10 protein-coding genes are annotated in these 19547 nt (G+C 44.3%); all 10 read left to right on the top strand.

Translation table 11 applies throughout. The features are described from left to right. Positions 1 to 441: 441 nt before the first annotated feature. The 10 genes from B5Z18_RS09735 to B5Z18_RS09690 all read left to right on the top strand — a co-directional run bounded on the left by B5Z18_RS09735 (position 442) and on the right by B5Z18_RS09690 (position 19380). Positions 442 to 3597, top strand: coding sequence for a SusC/RagA family TonB-linked outer membrane protein (locus B5Z18_RS09735; protein ID WP_200817224.1), 3156 nt, complete (start codon positions 442 to 444; stop codon positions 3595 to 3597). A 27-nt stretch (positions 3598 to 3624) separates the two neighbouring features. Beyond that, positions 3625 to 5202, top strand: a complete 1578-nt coding sequence (locus B5Z18_RS09730) for a RagB/SusD family nutrient uptake outer membrane protein (RefSeq protein WP_079469162.1) — start codon at positions 3625 to 3627, stop codon at positions 5200 to 5202. Positions 5203 to 5224: 22 nt separating this feature from the next. Further along, positions 5225 to 6439, top strand: coding sequence for a glycan-binding surface protein (locus B5Z18_RS09725; protein ID WP_143313536.1), 1215 nt, complete (start codon positions 5225 to 5227; stop codon positions 6437 to 6439). Positions 6440 to 6470: 31 nt separating this feature from the next. Further along, positions 6471 to 7922: a cellulase family glycosylhydrolase gene (locus B5Z18_RS09720; protein WP_079470027.1), complete on the top strand. Its 1452-nt coding sequence runs from the start codon at positions 6471 to 6473 to the stop codon at positions 7920 to 7922. Between the two features lie 125 nt (positions 7923 to 8047). Next, on the top strand, positions 8048 to 10231 hold the full coding sequence (locus B5Z18_RS09715; RefSeq protein WP_079469160.1) for a glycoside hydrolase family 3 C-terminal domain-containing protein: 2184 nt from the start codon (positions 8048 to 8050) through the stop codon (positions 10229 to 10231). Between the two features lie 90 nt (positions 10232 to 10321). After that, positions 10322 to 12361 carry a beta-galactosidase gene (locus tag B5Z18_RS09710; RefSeq protein WP_200817223.1) on the top strand — a complete coding sequence of 680 codons (2040 nt, stop codon included), beginning with the start codon at positions 10322 to 10324 and terminating at the stop codon, positions 12359 to 12361. Positions 12362 to 12371: 10 nt separating this feature from the next. After that, positions 12372 to 13280, top strand: a complete 909-nt coding sequence (locus B5Z18_RS09705; protein ID WP_200817222.1) for an alpha/beta hydrolase — start codon at positions 12372 to 12374, stop codon at positions 13278 to 13280. Positions 13281 to 13310: 30 nt separating this feature from the next. Further along, complete coding sequence (locus tag B5Z18_RS09700; RefSeq protein WP_079469158.1) at positions 13311 to 14903, top strand: GH39 family glycosyl hydrolase; 1593 nt, start codon at positions 13311 to 13313, stop codon at positions 14901 to 14903. A 31-nt stretch (positions 14904 to 14934) separates the two neighbouring features. Further along, positions 14935 to 17256: an RICIN domain-containing protein gene (locus B5Z18_RS09695; protein WP_079469157.1), complete on the top strand. Its 2322-nt coding sequence runs from the start codon at positions 14935 to 14937 to the stop codon at positions 17254 to 17256. Between the two features lie 33 nt (positions 17257 to 17289). Then, complete coding sequence (locus tag B5Z18_RS09690) at positions 17290 to 19380, top strand: alpha-L-fucosidase (protein WP_079469156.1); 2091 nt, start codon at positions 17290 to 17292, stop codon at positions 19378 to 19380. Positions 19381 to 19547 lie beyond the last annotated feature (167 nt).

The raw sequence follows: 19547 nt of genomic DNA, 5'->3' as shown, positions 1-19547 counted from the left end.
AATCATTGGCAGTGATATTCACCGAATTGTAACATTCGGGTCTTATGGTTGAATCAAATGACCCCCTTGATTCAGGCAACATAGCAATAGCTTTACAATATTCAATCCACGTATATGAAACTACAATTGCTGCTACCTTGCTTGCCGGCCTATGTCTCGTATGGAGACTTATTGGCAAGTCCTTCTGCTCATAGTGCAGATCCTGACCACCTGTTTACTTTTTCAATCCCTCTACTTAGTCATTCACCTCAGGCTGTTAAACCTGAGGTCGTCACCAATTACATTAAAAAAGTGACTAATAGGAACTATAGAAGTTGCTGAAAAAGAATTGGCGCTTAACAATTGCCTGGTTCCTGTTACGAATATTCTGGCCTTATGAAATATCATCCTCGCTGAAAATGCCGCTGAGGATCATCATCCGCACACGTTAAAATGAAAAAAATGAAGTCAACCAAAATGATTCGCTTGCGAATACTACCGCTATTGGGTATCCTTTTGGGATTCCTTTCCAGCACAAACCTCTCCGCACAAACAACAAAAATAAGTGGTAGAATCATCAATAAAAGTAATTCCTCCCCGGTTCCGGGTGCAACTGTTACCTTAAAAAACACCAGCCGCTTCACTATTACCAATGGAGAAGGAAAGTTTACGATCGACGCTCCCACCGGAAGCGTATTGGTAATTACCATGATAGGTTTTCAGAAAAAAGAAGTGGTGGCCAAAACACCTTCCCTTGAAATAGAAATGAGTGAGAATATTTCACAACTGGAAGATGTGGTAGTGATTGGTTATGGTAAAGCAAAACGGAAGGACGTTACCGGCGCCATATCTTCTGTTTCCGGTGATGAGCTCCGTAAAACACAGCCTGTAACCTTTGACCAGGCTTTGCAGGGAAAGGTTCCCGGGTTAGTGGTGCAACAAATATCAGGTCAACCAGGTGGAGCTGTATCGATACAGATCCGTGGCTTGTCTTCTTTTGGGGGAGGTTCGCCTATGTATGTAATAGATGGAATCATTATTGGCGGCACCGCCACATTGGGCTCAGGCGTGAATCCATTGGCAGGTATCAATCCTTCTGAAATTGAAACCATTGATGTATTGAAAGACGCATCAGCCACGGCCATCTATGGTTCGCAGGCAACAAATGGCGTAATAGTAATAACCACCAAGAGGGGGCAGGTCGCTCCGCCAAGCATTTCCTATGATATGTATACAGGCTACCAGCAAATACCTAAAAGGTTGCCTGTAATGAATTTAAGGGAATACGCCACTTTTATAAATGAAAGAAATACCGGATTAGGATGGGGATTTGATACCCGCCCGGAATTTGTAAATCCAAAGTACCTGGGCGAGGGCACCAACTGGCAGAAAGAACTTTTCAGAAATGCCCCGATGACCAACCATACATTATCCATTAATGGAGGAGACACAAGAACACAATACCTCCTGTCAGGCTCCTATTTCAACCAGGAAGGTATTGCGCTCGGTTCCAATTTCCGCAGGCTTTCATTAAGACTCAATCTCGATAATAAAACAACCAACTGGTTAAAGATCGGTACCAGCCTGCAATTGGTTAATATCAAAGAGAACGTAAATTCAACCAGCTCGAATGTAATTAATACCGCATTAAGCCAAACGCCGGATATAGCCGTAAAGAATGAGGATGGCAGCTGGGGAGGAGCCTATAACCCGAATGGATGGGTGAACAGCACCGTGAACCCATATGCGATCGCCCTTATTAATAAAGACGAAGCAAAAAGAAACCAGCTCTTTGGTAACTTATATGCAGAAATTGCTTTTACCAAAGACCTGACCCTCCGGAATGAAGCAACAGGAAGTTTTTCAATGGCAACGCAGGACAGGTTTAATCCTTCCTATACATTTGGCCTTGTAAAAAACAATACCAACAGCGGGTCTTATGAATTTTCGCAAAATTTATTTACAACTTTAAGAAACTTCCTTACCTATTCACATCTGTTTAAAGAGAGATACAATGTAAACGTATTACTGGGGCATGAGGCACAGCTAGGCACCAGTGAAAGTTCCAGCGCGTCCAGGTCAAATTTCCCTTCAAATAGTGTGCAGGTAATCAGCAGTGGTGATCCTACCACCGCCACCAATAGCGGCAGTAAAGGACAAAGTGCCCAGGAATCGTACTTTGGCCGTATTAATTTCGGCATCAACGACAAGTACCTGTTTACCGTTAATCTCAGGGCAGATGGTTCTTCAAAGTTTGCTCCTGAAAACCGCTGGGTGAATACTTACTCAGGTGCATTTGCCTGGAAATTGAATAACGAAGAATTCCTGAAAACGGTAAAGGAGGTTAATGAGTTAAAGCTGCGCCTGGGTTATGGATTAACCAATAATCAGAATATCCGGGATTATGCCTATACCTCCACATTGGCTACTGTGGCTACCGGGTTAACGGGTATCGCACAACTTACCCAGAATGTGGGCAACCCTTACGTACAGTGGGAAAAAACAAAATACGCCAACATCGGACTGGAAGGAACGCTTTTTAACTGGAGATTGAATTTCTCTGTTGATTTTTATAACCGCAAAACTGATGGTCTTGTCCTGCAGATCCCTTTACCTATGTATTCCGGAACGGCGATTGGTTATTCGCCAGGCGCGATGGAAGCCCCATATGTCAATGTTGGTACTGTTAATAACAAGGGCTTTGATTTCAGAATCAGTTCCACCAATATTAAAACCAAAAATTTCAGCTGGAAAACTGATGTGACGGTTTCCCGCAATATTAATGAAGTGCTTAAGCTCAATACCGATGGCGCTTCACTGAACAGGCAGTATAGTAAAACAGTTGTAGGCAGATCTATCGGCGAGTTTTATGGCTATGTCATTGACGGTGGCGTATTTGCAACGAAAAAAGATTTTGAAACCCACGCATTACCCACTAAAAATGGTGTGCCATTGCCAGTAGGAGCTGCAGGTGGAAGTATCTGGTATGGTGATCTGAAGTTTAAAGATTTTAATGGCGACGGCGTTATTAATGAATCCGATCAAACCTTTCTCGGTTCACCCATACCTAAATACCAGATTGGTTTCAATAACACTTTCTCCTATAGAAATTTTGATGTGAATATATTTTTCGCAGCAAACATTGGCAATAAAGTATTTAACCAACTTCGCGTAAATGGGGAATACCCAGGTACCAGCTTTGGTTATTTCAAGTCATTAAATGACTATGCGAAACTAACCCTGATTGATCCGAAAGGAAGTGCCACTGATATTAATAATATACAGGTCACTAACCCGGAAACAAGGATAGTCGGCATTAGGAATGATAACACTAATGATAATAACAGGAATTCTGACAAGTTCGTAGAAGACGGAAGCTTTTTGAGATGTAAGAATATTTCCTTAGGATATACCCTCCCCGAAAAGCTGCTTGCTAAAGCCAGCATTAAATATCTGAGAGTTTATTTCAATGTTTCAAATGCATTCATTATTACAAACTATAAGGGAATGGACCCGGAGATTGGATCATGGGACCCGCTGAGTGCTGGTGTTGACGGCGGTTTTTATCCGCAACCCCGTGTGTTTACCATTGGGGCGAACATTAAACTGACTAAATAAAATATTCATCTGTTAATATAAATAGTTATGAGATTAATATTGGATAAAATAATTGCCTTCCTGCTGGTTACGATAGCTATAACAGGATGCTCCAAAAGTTTTTTGGATCGTCCGCCCCTGTCGCAGATAAGTGCTGATAATTTTTATCAAACTACGGGTGATCTCAGGTTGGCAACAGCTGCATTGTATGCTGGTACACCCTGGGCCGACTGGAACTATACTTGTTATTTACCTGTTGGCGAAGTGCTGAGTGGAAATATGGCGGTTGGTTATTGGGGAGATGCTGTGCAGCTGAATACTTTTACAGTTACCGGTTTAAATGGTATCATGATTTCCAATTGGAAAGGAATGTATAATATCATTGCACACTGTAATGTTACCATCAATGCCATCGCGCAAAAAGCGCCGGCTTCCATCACTGATAAGGACAAAAATGCTGCTATCGCTGAAGCCCGCTTCATACGTGGATTTGCTTATTATAACCTGGCGGTATTATGGGGGGCTGTACCCGTTATTGAAGATAACAGCCAGCTGATTGTATCTCCATTGATTAACCGTATAAAAACGGAGGATGTATATAAATTCGCCATTAACGACCTGGCTTTTGCAGCTGCAAATCTCCCGCCTACTGATGCCGCCGGAAGGGTAACTACCTGGTCGGCACAAGGCATGTTAAGCAAGGTTTATTTGACAGTAGCCGGATTAAATCAGCAGGGAGGTACCAGAAACCAGGCTTACCTGGATAGTGCAAAAAAATACGCCGGGAATGTGTGTAAAAACAGTGGCCGGGCACTGGTAAATAATTATGCCGACCTCTTTAAAACCCAGTTTAACGACAATCCAGAGTCATTGTTTGCATTGCAGTGGGCCCCGGGTGGAGGTTGGTTGGAAGGAAATATGCTGCAGATCTATTCTCCGGGAGGTGTAGAAATATCTGCCAATGGCTCGGCTGGCTGGTTTGCTATTAGCCCAACCATAGATATGTACCAACTTTACAAAGCAAAGGATTCTGTAAGGCGTAAAGCCACTTTTATGATTAACGGGGATTATTACCCGGAGTTGAACGCAGCAGGCGGAGGATTTAAGTATACAGGTAGTTCTGGATTGAAGAAGCATATTATCGGCACGAACAAGGATAATAGTGCCCCAACTATGACGCTGACTTCCTCCACAGAGCATAATGCATTATTAAGACTGGCGGATGTTTACCTCATTTACGCTGAAGCCATACTCGGTAACAGTGGTTCTACTGCGGATGGCGAGGCGCTTCACTACTTTAACGAAGTTCGTACAAGGGCCGGGATGGCTCCTGCTCCCAGAATAGATATTGACTCCGTAATTATTGAGAGAAGAATTGAACTGGCGGGAGAAGGACAATATTGGATAGACCTGGTTAGATTATCTTATTATAATCCAGTCAAGGCAATCAGCAAATTAAATGGAGAAAGGCGTGCACCATTTACCATTTCGAATGGTGTTATAACGCCAGGAGATCCATATGGTATTGTTACGCCTGCAACTATTCAAAGTTTCACTTTTCCAATACCTTCTTCTGAGGTTACGGCCAATCCAAAATTGTTGGAAGCTCCGGTGTCATATTATTAAGAACTACTAAAAACATTATACCGTGAATAAAATACTATTCAACCAACGCTATTGGAGGTTGCCGTTTTTGGCGCTTGCTGCTGTTTTTGCACTGATGCAATCAGCCTGTAAGAAAGATGTAACTGAAGCAGCTCCAGTTATAACCAGCGTTAGAAATTATGCAGCTTCTCCTGCCGATACGCTTGTTAATTCAATCATTACCGGGCAATGGGTGGTGCTCGTCGGGCATAACTTAAAGGATGCGGTACAGATCTCTTTCAACGGCGTACCCGCTACTATCAACAGCATCATGTTTTCAGATACCAGTGCTACCGTATTGGTACCGGCTGTGATACCATTTCCGTCGGTACCTGCAGAAAGTCTGAATACCATCCGTTATGTTACCCGGCATGGGGCTACTACTTTTACATTCGGCATCGTGGCTCCACCACCTACTATTACCAGCATTTCCAATGAAAATGCCAAAGCGGGCGATTCCGTTTATATCTATGGGTTAAATTTATTTTTTATAAACGAATTGACTTTTGCCGGCACGCCAATAACCGATTATGCTGCCGCCGGCGATGGTACGTCCATCGGATTTAAACTGCCAACGCTTACACAAAGCGGCCCCGTAGTGATCAACACAAAATCCGGCACAGTTTCCACCGCCTTTAATGTAAACGATCCTACAACCGGTGTTCTCTGTAATTTTGATGATATCAATACTTTCAGTTGGGGTACCGGCACTGATAACAGCAGCGTCAATTTCCCCGGCAACAAGGGCTATTATGCAGTGTTAAATAATGACGTGCTGCCTGCAGGCGATGGTAACTGGTGGAACTGGCAGCGGAGTATAAATACCAACGACGTGCAGTGGATTCCGGTTGATAGTTTAAACGTTCCTATTGATCAATATGCCATTAAGTTCGAGATCAGTGTTCCCGCTGCATGGACCGGCACTTCTATTTATGTACTAAAAGGCAACTCATTTGATTATATGGCCCGTTATGAGCCGTGGCAAAGCGCCGATGGCGTTATTCCCTTTGTCACAAAGGGTTGGCATACAGTAACCCTTCCGTTATCAGAGTTCAGGGGCAGTGACGGTAAAGGTACGGCAGCGGCAAGTTTGACCACTTTACTGGGTAGCTCAGCTAAAGGATCTGTAAATATTCATACTAAAAACTTTTCTGCCTCTCCCTCGGCTTCCGGTTTAAAAGCCGCTATAGATAATATCAGGGTGGTAAAAATTAAATAGCAGGAAAAATTTTTAACCAAATATCATGATTATGAAAACCAGAAACTTGTATGGACTTATCGGACTTGTGGTGTCCGCCGTAATGTTTGCTTATTGTAGTAAGAAGAGCGTCGTCACGCCTGAATTGTCAGTTTCTTCATCTGAAATTGCTTTTCAGGCAGATGGCGGCGCTTCCGATGTAACCATTGCCAGTAACGTGGAATGGAATATTAATAACCCCGCTTCTTCCTGGTTGCAGGTAAGCCAGTCGACCGGTAGCGGCAGCAAGGCTTCTATCCGGTTGACCACCGTTCCCAATACCACAGGCGCAGCGCGGTCCGTTGTGCTGGAGGTGAATGCCGGCACCAGCCAGCTGCGCAGGGTTAAAGTAACGCAGGCCGCCAGTATATACCCGGGCTACAATACATCGCCGGCACCGGCCAATTCAACCGGCATGGGAAGTAACGCGGTGCAGTTGGCCGCTAAATTTAAACTGGGCTGGAACATTGGCAACACCCTGGAAGCTATTGGCGGAGAAACCGCCTGGGGAAATCCTTTGATCAGTGAAAGTTATATACAGTCTGTAAAACAGCAGGGATTTACTGCCATCCGTCTTCCATGTGCATGGAACCAGTACTCCGACAAAACTACCGCTAAGATCCAGGATACCTGGCTCAACAGGGTAAAACAGGTAGTTCAGTATTGTGTGAATAACGATATGTATGTTTTACTCAATATCCACTGGGATGGTGGTTGGCTGGATGCCAATATCAACAGCGCAAAGAAAGATTCCGTTAATGCCAAACAAAAAGCATTCTGGGAACAAATTGCTACTACCATGCGTGATTTTGATGAGCATGTGATGTTCGCCAGCGCCAATGAACCTCCCGCCGAAAATGCGGAGCAGATGGATATCCTCAACAGTTATCATCAAACTTTTATCAACGCAGTCCGTTCCACCGGCGGACGTAACAGCTACCGTGTACTGGTGGTGCAGGGGCCGTCAACCGATATTGATAAAACCAATAACCTGATGAATACGCTCCCCACAGATGCAGTGAGTGGTCGCATGATGGTAGAAGTACACTATTACACGCCATACCAGTTCTGTTTAATGGATGCTGATGCTTCCTGGGGTAAAATATTTTACTACTGGGGCGCCGGCCATCATTCTACCATTGAACCTGACAGGAACGCCACATGGGGAGAAGAAGGTGATGTAAATACCGCCTTTGGCAAAATGAAAACCAAATTCACAGACAAACAGATTCCTGTTATAATGGGTGAATACGGCGCTTACAGACGTGGCGGCAGCAATTATGTGCCCAAAGATCTGGCCACCCACAACGATGCCGTGGATTATTGGTTGACCTATGTAACCAGGCAGGCAATCGCCAATGGTATTAAACCCTTTTTCTGGGATACAGGTGGCGCTTTGGACAGACGAAATAATACCGTGCGTGATCAACGCACCATTGATGCGCTTGTAGCTGGTGGCAGATAATTCACCGGCAGATAAATTGTTTCCGGAATGTATAAGGGATGAAGTTTAACGAATCCCTTATACATTTCTTTCGTAAAAACAGGTATGGTTGCGATTGAACGTATTGAAACAGGAAATTAACATAAATGAAAAAAATAGTAAGGCAGTTAGCACTCGGTTTTACCGGCATAATGATGACAGGTATAGCCAGTGCGCAGCTGGTGGTAAACGACAAAATGCAGGAGGAGAAGATCCACTCATTAATCAGCCGGATGACCCTGGAGGAGAAAGTTAGTCTCCTGCACGGGAATTCAAAGTTTTATGTATCGGGAGTAAAAAGATTGGGTATCCCTGAATGGGCATTGAGCGACGGGCCTCATGGCGTGCGGGCAGAAATAAACCGGCACGACTGGGCTTATGCAGGATGGACCAATGATTCGGCCACCTGCTTTCCTCCGGGCACAGCGCTGGCTGCCACCTGGAATCCCAGGCTGGCTTATGAGCGGGGAATTGTATTGGGTGAGGAAGCGCGCTTCCGGAAAAAAGATATTTTACTCGGACCGGGTATCAACATTATCCGTTCGCCGCTTTGCGGAAGAAATTTCGAGTATATGAGTGAAGATCCGTTTCTTATCTCAAGAATGTCGGTTGCTTATATCAAAGCGTTACAGTCAAAAGATGTGGCGGTAAGCGTAAAACACTGGCTGGCCAATAACCAGGAGGAGCACAGGGATTCTATCGATGTATACATGAGCGAAAGAGCATTGCGTGAAATTTATTTACCAGGATTTAAGGCATCCGTAACGGAAGGCGGCGCCTACACGGTAATGGCGGCGTATAATAAATTCAGGGGCGACTGGTGTTCTGAAAATAAATACCTGGACAGGGAAATCCTTCGTAAAGAATTTGACTTTAAAGGGGTGTTAATGACGGATTGGGCGGCTGCACATTCCACCATAAAGGCTGCTTTAGCCGGGCTTGACCTGGAAATGGGCACGGATAAAAAAGATTACAACGAATGGTATTTTGCGAATCCGCTGATCAGGGCAGTAGAAGAGGGAAAAGTGCCTGTTGCTGTTGTTGACGAAAAGGTTGCCAATGTGTTGCGGGTAATGATAAAAACAAAAATGTTTGATGAAGGAAACCGGGAGAAAGGGAAAATGAATACGCCGGAACATCAGCAGGCGGCATATAACGATGCAGCGGAAGCAGCTGTATTGTTACAAAACAACGGAAACATACTTCCACTTAATTTCAGTAAAATAAAATCAGTGGCGGTTATTGGCGATAACGCCACCCGCAGGCATTGTAACGGAGGGCTTAGTTCCGAAATAAAATCGTTGTACGAAATTACCCCGCTTGAAGCCATCCGGAAAAAGTTTGGGGCTACCGTGAAAGTGAATTTTGCACAAGGATACGCCAGACAATCCACTTTCAAAGAAGGCAGTAATGCCGGCCAAACAAGCGCAGATAAGATTGATTGGAAATTGATTGAGGAAGCTGTTGAAGTTGCAAAACAGTCGGAAGTAGTGATCGTTTTCGGAGGATTAAATCATGATTTTGATACAGAATCTTTCGACAAGCAGAATATGGATTTACCTTATGGGCAAGATGTTTTGATTCGTGAGGTTGCCAAAGCCAATCCTAATACAGTGGTGGTTATTATTGCCGGATCGCCGGTAAAATTATCGGGCATTGTTCAGCGGGTGCCTGCTATATTGTGGTCGTGGTTCGGCGGCATGGAAGGCGGCAACGCAGTAGCTGATCTGTTGAGTGGTAAAATAAATCCCTCCGGTAAACTCCCTTTCACATTACCGGTATCGCTGGATCAGTCACCTGCACACGCATTGGGTAATTTCCCTGGTAGAAATCTTATTGTAAATTATGAAGAAGATATCCTGGTAGGATATCGTTGGTTTGATACAAAGAAAATCGTTCCCCAGTTCCCATTTGGGTTTGGTCTTTCTTATGCAGGTTTCTCGATCAATAATTTTTCTACAGACAAAAGTAGTTACGGGAAAGGAGAAACTATTCACGCAAAATGCACGGTGAAAAATACGGGTTCCCGCGCGGGAGCAGAAGTAGTACAGCTGTATGTGAGTGATCCGGTTTGTTCTGTTTTGCGTCCTGAAAAAGAATTGAAGGGGTTTGAGAAGATTTTCCTGCAGCCTGGCGAATCAAAAACGGTGGAGCTGACAGTGAAAATTTCAGATCTGGCATTTTATGACGAAACAAAAAAAGCCTGGAATGTAGAAGCGGGCGATTTTGTATTACACATCGGGAATTCATCACGTGATATTTCAAAATCGGTGAAAGTTTCGGTTAAGTAGTTAAATGCAATGGCCCTAAATAAAAAAACAATGAATCTTCCGATGAATAAACGTGCAATACTTGTTATTATAACCATTTTAATCTCAGGATTGAATGCAACCTCGCAGGTGGCCAATCGATTTTTTCCTGAGAAGGATCTCACCACTACCGGCATCTATTATTATCCTGAACACTGGAACGAAAACCAGTGGGAACGGGATATAAAGAGAATTGCAGATATGGGCTATGAGTTTGTACATCTGGCCGAATTTGCCTGGTTTAAAATGGAACCCGAAGAAGGGAAATTTGAATTTGCCTGGCTCGACAAAGTGATAAGCCTCTGCGCTAAATACAATCTGAAAGTGCTGATGTGTACTCCTTCCGCAACTACACCGGCCTGGATGAGAGCGAAGTATCCTGAAACTTTTGTGATGGATGGCCATTACATTCGCGGTGAGCACGGCACACGCGGATTAGGATCTATCGTTAATCCGGCCTATCGAAAATTTGTAGAAATAGTGGTGGCTGAAATGGCCCGCCGTTATGGTCAGAACAAAAATGTAATTGGCTGGCAACTCGATAACGAGCCTGATGCCAAACCCGATTACAGTCCGTCTTCGCAGGAGGCATTCAGGCAGTGGCTGCAAAACAAATACAAAACGGTAGATGCGTTAAATGCTGCCTGGGGAACCGCTTTCTGGAGCCAGTGGTATAATAATTTTAGTGAGGTTATTATTCCCAATACCAACCTGGTAGGCTGGTGGGGCAATAATCCGCATGCCTTGCTTGATTTTAAAAGATACTCGGCAGATGTACAGGCGGAGTTCCTCGATTTTCAGGCAGCCACATTACGGCGCTCCATTTCGAAGGACCAGTTTGTAACGACCAATTATACGGCCGTTTCCACAGGTGCTGATCCGCGGCGGACAAAACAGCTTGACTTTGCAACCTATACGGCCTATCCCAACGGAGGTACCAACAATATCGGTGATCTCGGATTCAGGCTGGGAAACAGCAGGGTTATCCTGTTTGCTGCCGAATATTATAAAGCAGTTGGCGGCGTATCCGGCGTCATGGAAATCCAGCCGGGCCCGGTAAACTGGGGCAATTACAACCCCTTGCTTTTACCAGGTACCGTACGTATGTGGCTGTACCACACATTTGCAGCAGGCGGAAAGCTTGCCAGTTCCTACCGGTTCCGTCAGATCAATTATAGTTCGGAGCAATATCATGCCGGCGTAATGCAAACAGATGGTGTAAGTCCTTCGCAGGGAGGTGTGGAGTATATGCAATACATGAAAGAAATAAAAGAGCTGCGGAAACAATACAAACCCGGCGCTTCAATGCCTGAAAAACTGGCTGCACGGTCAACGGCTATTCTTTGGAACCTGGAAAATTACTGGACCATCGACCGGCAGAAACAGACCTGGCAATGGGATACCTGGAATTACCCGATTAAATTCCTGGAGATAGCAAAGTCATTTGGTGCGCCCGTAGATCTGGTCGCGGAAACGGCTGATTTGTCGAAATACAAATTTGTGATTGTCCCGGCATATGAAATGGTTGATAGTGCTTTGGTGAAGAAGTGGAAGGAATATGCCGCAAACGGAGGACACCTGATTATTACCTGCCGCACAGCCACCAAAAACCGCATGGGACATTTCTGGGAGGCAGAATGTGCCGCTCCCATATCCACGCTGATAGGAGCGCAGGTGAAAGCAACCGATATGCTTTCAGGCAGCGCCAAAGGAGATATCCTTATGGGATCTACCCATTACAGCTGGAACAACTGGGCCGATTTACTGGCGCCGGATAAAAACACGGAAACCCTTGCTGTATTTGATAACCAGTTTTATAAAGGAAAAACAGCAGTGGTAAAACATAAGGTTGGCAAAGGTGCTGTTACCTATATCGGTGTGGATACAGATGATGCCAGACTGGAAGCGGACATACTGAAACAGGTTTATACCGGCGCAGGTGTTACCACTGAAAATTATCCTCCCGGCGTATTTGTTTACTGGCGGGATGGGTTTTATGTGGCTGTAAATTATTCCTCGGATAATTATGAAATGAAAATACCCGCCGGAGCCAAAATACTGATCGGGAGCAAAGTACTGGAACCAGCGGGCGTATTGGTTTGGAAAGAATAAAAGTAACATTATGAAAAATAAAATGAGTAACAGGTATTTATTTATTTTGATTGTATTTATTGTGGCCGGTCATATCTGCCTGGCACAAACAGGTAAGGGTTCTTTTAAAACGGACTCTGTTCCCACGTTTCCTGATCCGCCGGCCGGATTTAATGTGCAGCGTAGTGATGTGCCTCACGGAAAATTAACCATCGTTCAATACGATTCAAAAACGCTTGGGAAACGCCGGGAAATGAATGTATATACGCCTCCGGGATATTCTGCTGACAAGAAATATCCTGTGCTGTACCTGTTGCATGGTTTGGGGGCAGACTATCGTCAATGGACGGAATGGTGCCAGGCAGATAACATTATGGATAACCTGATTGGAGATGGTAAAATTCAGCCTGTAATAATGGTTTTCCCAAACTGCGATTCAAAGCTGACAGTGACAGATACATCAACAGCAAACCGTTCCGGGAGGGCGGATGGTTTTGAAGGGTACAGGAAACCATTTGAAGAGGATTTATTGAAAGATATAATTCCTTACATCGATGCACATTATTCCACTATTAGTGACGCTGAACATCGTGCTATAGCAGGTTTGTCGATGGGTGGAGGACAGTCGTTGAATATAGGTTTGTATCACCTGGGAACTTTTGCCTACATCGGCGGATTTTCTTCTGCACCCAATACGAACATGTTCGGTGGCATGTATACCGATGTCAGATTTGTGCCGGATACTAAAGTGGCCCGGGAAAAGTTGAAACTGCTATGGATAGCATGTGGCAACAAAGATGGTCTTTTTGGGATTAGTGAAAAGGCCCATCAATATCTTAGCGAAATAGGTGTCACCCATGTTTGGAATGTGGATACTAACGGGCATGACAACACGGAGTGGGATCGTAACCTGTATCTATTTTCTCAGCGCATTTTTTAAACGGTTATAGAAAGGTAAATATACTTAAAGATGAAAAGAATTTTATTACTGTTAATGCCGCTGCTTTTATCCATTTCAGGAATACTGGTAGCTCAAACCACAAAACAAAAGAAGCCGGCCACACAGGAAAGGGTTATCAATATTGACTTCAACAAAACATCCGGAAAGCTGAACAGGATGTTTAATGATTGTGTTGGCGCTGGCCGTGCCAATGAAGGGCTCCGGGCAGATTGGCAACAGCAGCTTGCATATGTAAGAAAAGAATGCGGTTTCAGATACATCCGTATGCACGGTCTTTTAACAGATGATATGGCTGTATATACGGAAGATAGTAAAGGCAACCCGGTGTACAGCTATATGTACATTGATGCTTTATTCGACTATTTACAAAGTATAGGCATGAAACCCTTTGTTGAACTAGGCTTTATGCCTTCCGCACTGGCCAGTGGTTCTAAAACAATCTTCTGGTGGCGCGGTAATGTAACTCCACCAAAGGATTACGAAAAGTGGGCAGCATTGGTGCGGGATCTTACCAGGCATTTTACGGAACGTTACGGCGCAGAGGAAGTGAAAACCTGGTATTTCGAAGTTTGGAATGAGCCAAACCTGGGTGGTTTCTGGGCCGGTACGCAGGAAGACTATTTCAAGTTATACTCCTATAGTGCAAAGGCTATTAAAAGCGTTAATTCATCTTATCGCGTTGGAGGTCCAGGAACAGCCGGGGCTGCCTGGGAACCTGAAATGATTGCCTACTGCAATAAAAATAGTGTACCGATAGATTTTATAAGCACGCACGCCTATGGCGTAAAGCAGGGATATCTGGATGAATTTGGCAACTCGGGCACAGTACTCGACAAAAATCCCATGAGCGTTAGCGGTGATGTGCTTCAATCACGTAAGGAAATTGCCGGTTCTGCTATGCCAAACCTGGAATTGCACTATACCGAATGGAGTGCCTCTTATACCCCAGCAGATCCTATCCACGACAGCTATCACGAAGCTGCGTATGTTTTGCAAAAATTAAAACAGGTGGGTAAGGCCGCCAACTCAATGTCGTATTGGGTTTTTACGGATATTTTTGAAGAACCCGGTCCCCGTTTTACACCGTTCCACGGAGGCTTTGGCATGCTGACTACGCAGGGTATTAACAAACCTGTATTCTACGCTTACCAGTTTTTGAACAGGCTGGGAGATATGGAATTGGTAAATAGCGATTCCACTTCATGGGTATGCAGGGATGCTGCAGGAAATATCCAGGCACTCGCCTGGGATTTTACCCATACTCACCCGGGAGATTCCGTACATAATCAGCAATACTATATCCGTGATCTTCCTTCAAAATCAAAAGGAAAGTTGAAGGTCAATATTGCAAATGTACCGGATGGTACCTATACCCTGGAAGTATACAAAGTAGGTTACCATAGCAACGATGCTTATTCCACTTATCTCTCTATAGGAAAACCGGCACAGCTTAACAGGCAGGAAGTTGAACAAATTAAGAAGCTAAATGATGGTTCGCCCGTTACCAGGGAAATTATTACCGTAAAAGCCGGGGTCCCTTTCACAAAGGAGCTGGAGATTCGGGAGAACGATGTTTTCTTCTTGAATATTATCAAACTGTAATGATTGCAAACAACTACTAAAAACAAAACCAATGATCAGGAAAACCCTTTTGTTTTTGTTGTGCCACATCATCCTTTATACAGCCGTTGCACAAAACGTTACTATTTCAGTTAATCCTGCTCAAAACAAACGCCTGATTTCCCCATACATATATGGCCGGAATGAAGGCTTTGATAAGCCTGCACAATTTTACAAGGATGCAGGTTTACGTTTCGCCCGTATGAATGGAGGTAATAACGCAACATGTTATAACTGGCGCAAAAAAATTACGGTCCATCCCGACTGGTACAATAATGTTTATGGCACCGATTGGGATGCTTACGCACAAAATATTGCGACCAATTATCCTGGTATGCAGGGAATGTTTGCCTTTCAATTACTGGGCAGGGCTGCATCCAACACCAGTAACAACTTCGATGATTGGGCTTTCAACCAGGCCCAGTATTGGGCCGGGGTTGGTCAGAATTTAGCTGGTGGCGGCGTACCCAATACTGCCAATCCTTCCGGTAAGGCGTTGGTGGAGGGGAATACTGATTTGTTTACGCAGACATGGCCTGGCGACTCCTCAGTGGGCATTCTTAATCATTGGTTTGGAGCCAATGGTTTAGGGCTAAACAGAAATCAATTTTTATACTGGAATATGGACAATGAAGTAGATATATGGAATGGCACACATGACTATGCTATGCCAACACAAATATCGGCTTCTGTTTTTATGGATCATTACATAGAATTAGCAAAGAAAGCAAAAGCTTTATATCCCGGCATCAAGCTCTGCGGGCCTGTTACAACCTCGGAATGGCAATGGTATAAATGGTCAAATGAGAGTTTATACATTAATGGCCGGTATTATTCCTGGATTGAGTATTTTATAAAACGTCTTGGAGATGAATACAAAGCAACCGGTATCAAGCTGGTAGATGTTGTAGATATTCACAACTACCCCTGGTATAATAATGATGACGCTGCGGCATTACAAGGACACCGGATTTATTATGATACGACGTATGATTACCCGGGTTCAAACGGTATCAAAACAAGTACCGGCGGATGGGATGCGTCACTTACCAAACAATATATTTTCAAACGTATCGAGGGTTGGTTAACTGAACATTTTGGCGCCAACCACGGCATAACATGTGGTATAAGCGAATGGGGTACCATGTCAAGCAGCAACCCTAGCCTTGAATCTGTTATATATGCTTCGCATCTTGGCACATTTGCCAACAATGGGGTTGAATTCTTTTCGCCATGGAACTGGTCTGTTGGCATGTGGGAAACATTGCACCTTTTTAGCAGGAATGCAAAAAAGTATAGTGTTTCAAGTACTTCTTCTCTCGAAAACACGGTATCAGCTTACTCTTCAGTAAATGAAAATGCCGACTCGTTAACGGTGATGCTGGTAAACCGGGATAGAACTGCTTCCCGCACTGTTACCATCAATCTAAGTAATTTTACTGTTGCTGATGGGAATTATCAAACATTGCAGTTGTCGTCGTTACCGGCACAGGAAACTTTTGTGTCGCACACGCAGAATGCGCTGAGTCAAAATACAGTGGCGGTAAATTCAAATTCACTTACTATAACTGTACCGGCTCTTTCTACAACGGCAATTCTGCTGGTGAAAGCCGGAGGTGTTGCCACTTACATTACGCTGACCAACCGTGCTACTGGCTTACTGCTTGATGGTATGTACCGGTACTCCGATGGCGCCAATGCGGGGCAATGGAGTAGCAGTGGCAGTGATGCACAGCAATGGGCGCTGGAAACAAACGAAAGTTATGTAAAGTTGAAAAACCGCGCTTCAGGTTTGTATCTTGATGGTATGGGAAGAACCACCAATGGTGGCCTGGCTGGTCAATGGAGCAATAGCAGCAGTTATAACCAGCAATGGCAACAGGAAACAGCCGGCAGCTATGTGAAACTAAAGAACCGTGCCACCGGGTTGTACCTGGATGGTTTGGGTCAGATTACCAACGGCGCCGATGCCGGTCAGTGGCCGGAAAGCAGTAGTTATAACCAGCAATGGACAACAGGGACTGTTGCACTGGCACGAAGATCAACGGTCATAGATACTTTATCATCATCACTGAAAATGCCTGAGCCTACCAGTAACAATGTGTCAGTATATCCAAATCCTTTCTCATCAACATTCAATATAACGATTGACAAACCTGCTGAGGTAGAACGGATTGTTATATTTGACGTTATGGGCAAGCAGGTTGAAATGGCGAAACGTCTCTCAGTTTCAAGCTTAATGTCAATGGGAGGAGCCCTGAAAGCCGGTACGTATATAGTCCGGGTAGAAGCAGCAACATGGTTGAAGACATTTAAAATTGTTAAGGTAAATTAGCAGGAAATAGGTTCTCAAAATAATATTAACAATATGGTTCTTAGTACGATGAGGTATTTGCTGTGTGGAATCGTTTCTTTCCTGTGTTCAATCAGTATTAGCTATTCCCAGGTGAAGGCTCCCGGTCCATTTGGCCCGGTACCAACGGAAAATCAGATGAGATGGCAGGAAATGGAATACTATGCTTTTGTCCATTTTTCTTTAAATACTTATACAGATCAGTCGTGGGGATTTGGCAATGAAGATGTCAAATTATTTAACCCGCTAAAGCTGGACTGCCGTCAGTGGGCCCGTATATGCAAAGAAGCGGGTATGAAAGGAATAATACTTACGGTAAAACACCACTGCGGTTTTTGCGTCTGGCCGTCTAAATACACGGAGTATTCTGTAAAAAATGCTCCCTGGAAAAATGGGCATGGAGATGTGGTGAGGGAAATGGCGGACGCCTGTAAAGAATACGGCTTAAAACTGGGAATATATTTGTCGCCCTGGGATAGAAACCACCCGGATTATGGAAAGCCTGAGTATATCACCTACTTCAGGAATCAGCTTACAGAACTGCTCACCAACTACGGACCAATTTTCGAAGTGTGGTTTGACGGGGCTAACGGCGGTTCCGGATATTACGGCGGCGCTAATGAAACCCGTACTATTGACCGCACTACTTACTACGACTGGCAAAATACATATAAACTGATCCGCAGGCTGCAACCGGATTGCGTGATATGGAACGATGGCGGCGACAGGGCAGACCTGCGCTGGGTAGGTACCGAAGGTGGTTTAGTGGGTGAAACGAACTGGAGTTTACTAAATGGCAAAGGCGAGGTGGAATGGAATATGTTGCATCATGGCCTGGAGAACGGGGATTCCTGGGTGCCGGCCGAAGTAAATACTTCTATCAGACCGGAATGGTTCTATCATCCACATGAAGATAACCACGTAAAAACAGTGCCGCAATTAATGGAAACGTACTATAATTCTATAGGTCGCAACGGCACCTTGCTGCTAAATTTCCCGATTATGCCAAATGGGCTGATTCATCCAAATGATGAAAAAGCTGCGCTTGGATTGGCCAAAGCCGTAAAGGAAGCATTTGCCGTGAATCTTGCCACCAATAAGAAGGCGGAAGCCTCCAATGTTCGCGGAAATGCGAGGCAGTTTGGAGCAGATATGTCCATTGATAACAATAAGAATACCTACTGGACAACTGATGATGAGGTGACTAATGCGTCGCTAACGATAGATTTGGGTAAACCAACCACGTTCAACCGTTTCCTGGTTCAGGAATACATCCGGTTAGGACAACGTGTGAAAGCCTTCACGGTGGAGGCTTTTGTTGATGGGAACTGGAAACAGCTGGCAACAGCCACCACAATCGGATATAAGCGAATCCTCCGTTTCCCGGCTGTAAAGGCAACGCAGGTTCGTCTTAATATTACCGGTTCGAAAAGTAGCCCTTTAATTTCCAATATCGGCATTTATAATGCACCACAGATTCTCGCCGCTCCTTCCATTATCAGAAATCAGTCCGGTGAAATAACTATCACTCCTGCGGATATGGAGTCGGTGGTTTACTACACGTTAGGTAGCGCGCAGCCTACTTCTAAATCAAAAAAATACACTGGTCCCTTTCAATCAGAAGGGAAACTGGAAGTAAGCGCTATTGCTTACGAACCAGCTACTGGTAAAAGCAGCCCTGTGTCCCGGGAGAAATTTGATATTTCCCGGAAGAACTGGAAAGTTATAGCACAAAATGATGAAAAGGCCAACCTGATCCTGGATGGAAATCCATTTACTGCATGGCATCAAAACAAAAACAAAGAAATGCCTATTGATCTGGTGCTCGATCTGGGAAGCGAGCAAAAGCTATGCGGTTTCAAATATCTGCCAGACCAGGGAAATGCCTCCGGTGCAATTGCAAAGTATCAGTTTTTTGTTTCGCAGGATAATAAGGAGTGGAAGCTCGTAGATGAAGGCGAATTTGCCAATATAAAAAACAATCCATTATGGCAAACGAAGAGCTTTACAGCCGTAAAGGCCCGTTATATAAAGCTTCGCGCGGTGCGTGAAGTGAATGGTAACAATGATGCAGGGTATGCGGAAGTAGATGTGATCACTCAATAGCTGATGTCTGCCCATATACCTTATATGCCGATTTAAATAAAATTTACAAGGATTGTAACGAATGAAAAAGATCAAAGCACGTTAATATTTTTTCTGAGAATCCCTGTTTATATTAAAGAGGATGTATCAAAAGTAATTTAACAGGTTTGAGAAACCGGGTAAATTAC

The sequence above is a fragment of the Chitinophaga ginsengisegetis genome (genome assembly GCF_900168065.1).
In the GTDB taxonomy this organism is placed as follows: Bacteria; Bacteroidota; Bacteroidia; order Chitinophagales; family Chitinophagaceae; genus Chitinophaga; species Chitinophaga ginsengisegetis.
The sequence above is the reverse complement of the archived record's forward strand: the minus strand, read 5'-3'. Positions and strand labels throughout refer to the sequence as shown.

What these genes read in the sequence shown, in the direction of transcription:
- B5Z18_RS09735 (WP_200817224.1), top strand. Translation starts at nt 442, where the DNA reads ATGAAGTCAACCAAAATGATTCGCTTGCGAATACTACCGCTATTGGGT.
- B5Z18_RS09730 (WP_079469162.1), top strand. Translation starts at nt 3,625, where the DNA reads ATGAGATTAATATTGGATAAAATAATTGCCTTCCTGCTGGTTACGATA.
- B5Z18_RS09720 (WP_079470027.1), top strand. Translation starts at nt 6,471, where the DNA reads ATGAAAACCAGAAACTTGTATGGACTTATCGGACTTGTGGTGTCCGCC.
- B5Z18_RS09715 (WP_079469160.1), top strand. Translation starts at nt 8,048, where the DNA reads ATGAAAAAAATAGTAAGGCAGTTAGCACTCGGTTTTACCGGCATAATG.
- B5Z18_RS09705 (WP_200817222.1), top strand. Translation starts at nt 12,372, where the DNA reads ATGAAAAATAAAATGAGTAACAGGTATTTATTTATTTTGATTGTATTT.
- B5Z18_RS09700 (WP_079469158.1), top strand. Translation starts at nt 13,311, where the DNA reads ATGAAAAGAATTTTATTACTGTTAATGCCGCTGCTTTTATCCATTTCA.
- B5Z18_RS09695 (WP_079469157.1), top strand. Translation starts at nt 14,935, where the DNA reads ATGATCAGGAAAACCCTTTTGTTTTTGTTGTGCCACATCATCCTTTAT.
- B5Z18_RS09690 (WP_079469156.1), top strand. Translation starts at nt 17,290, where the DNA reads ATGGTTCTTAGTACGATGAGGTATTTGCTGTGTGGAATCGTTTCTTTC.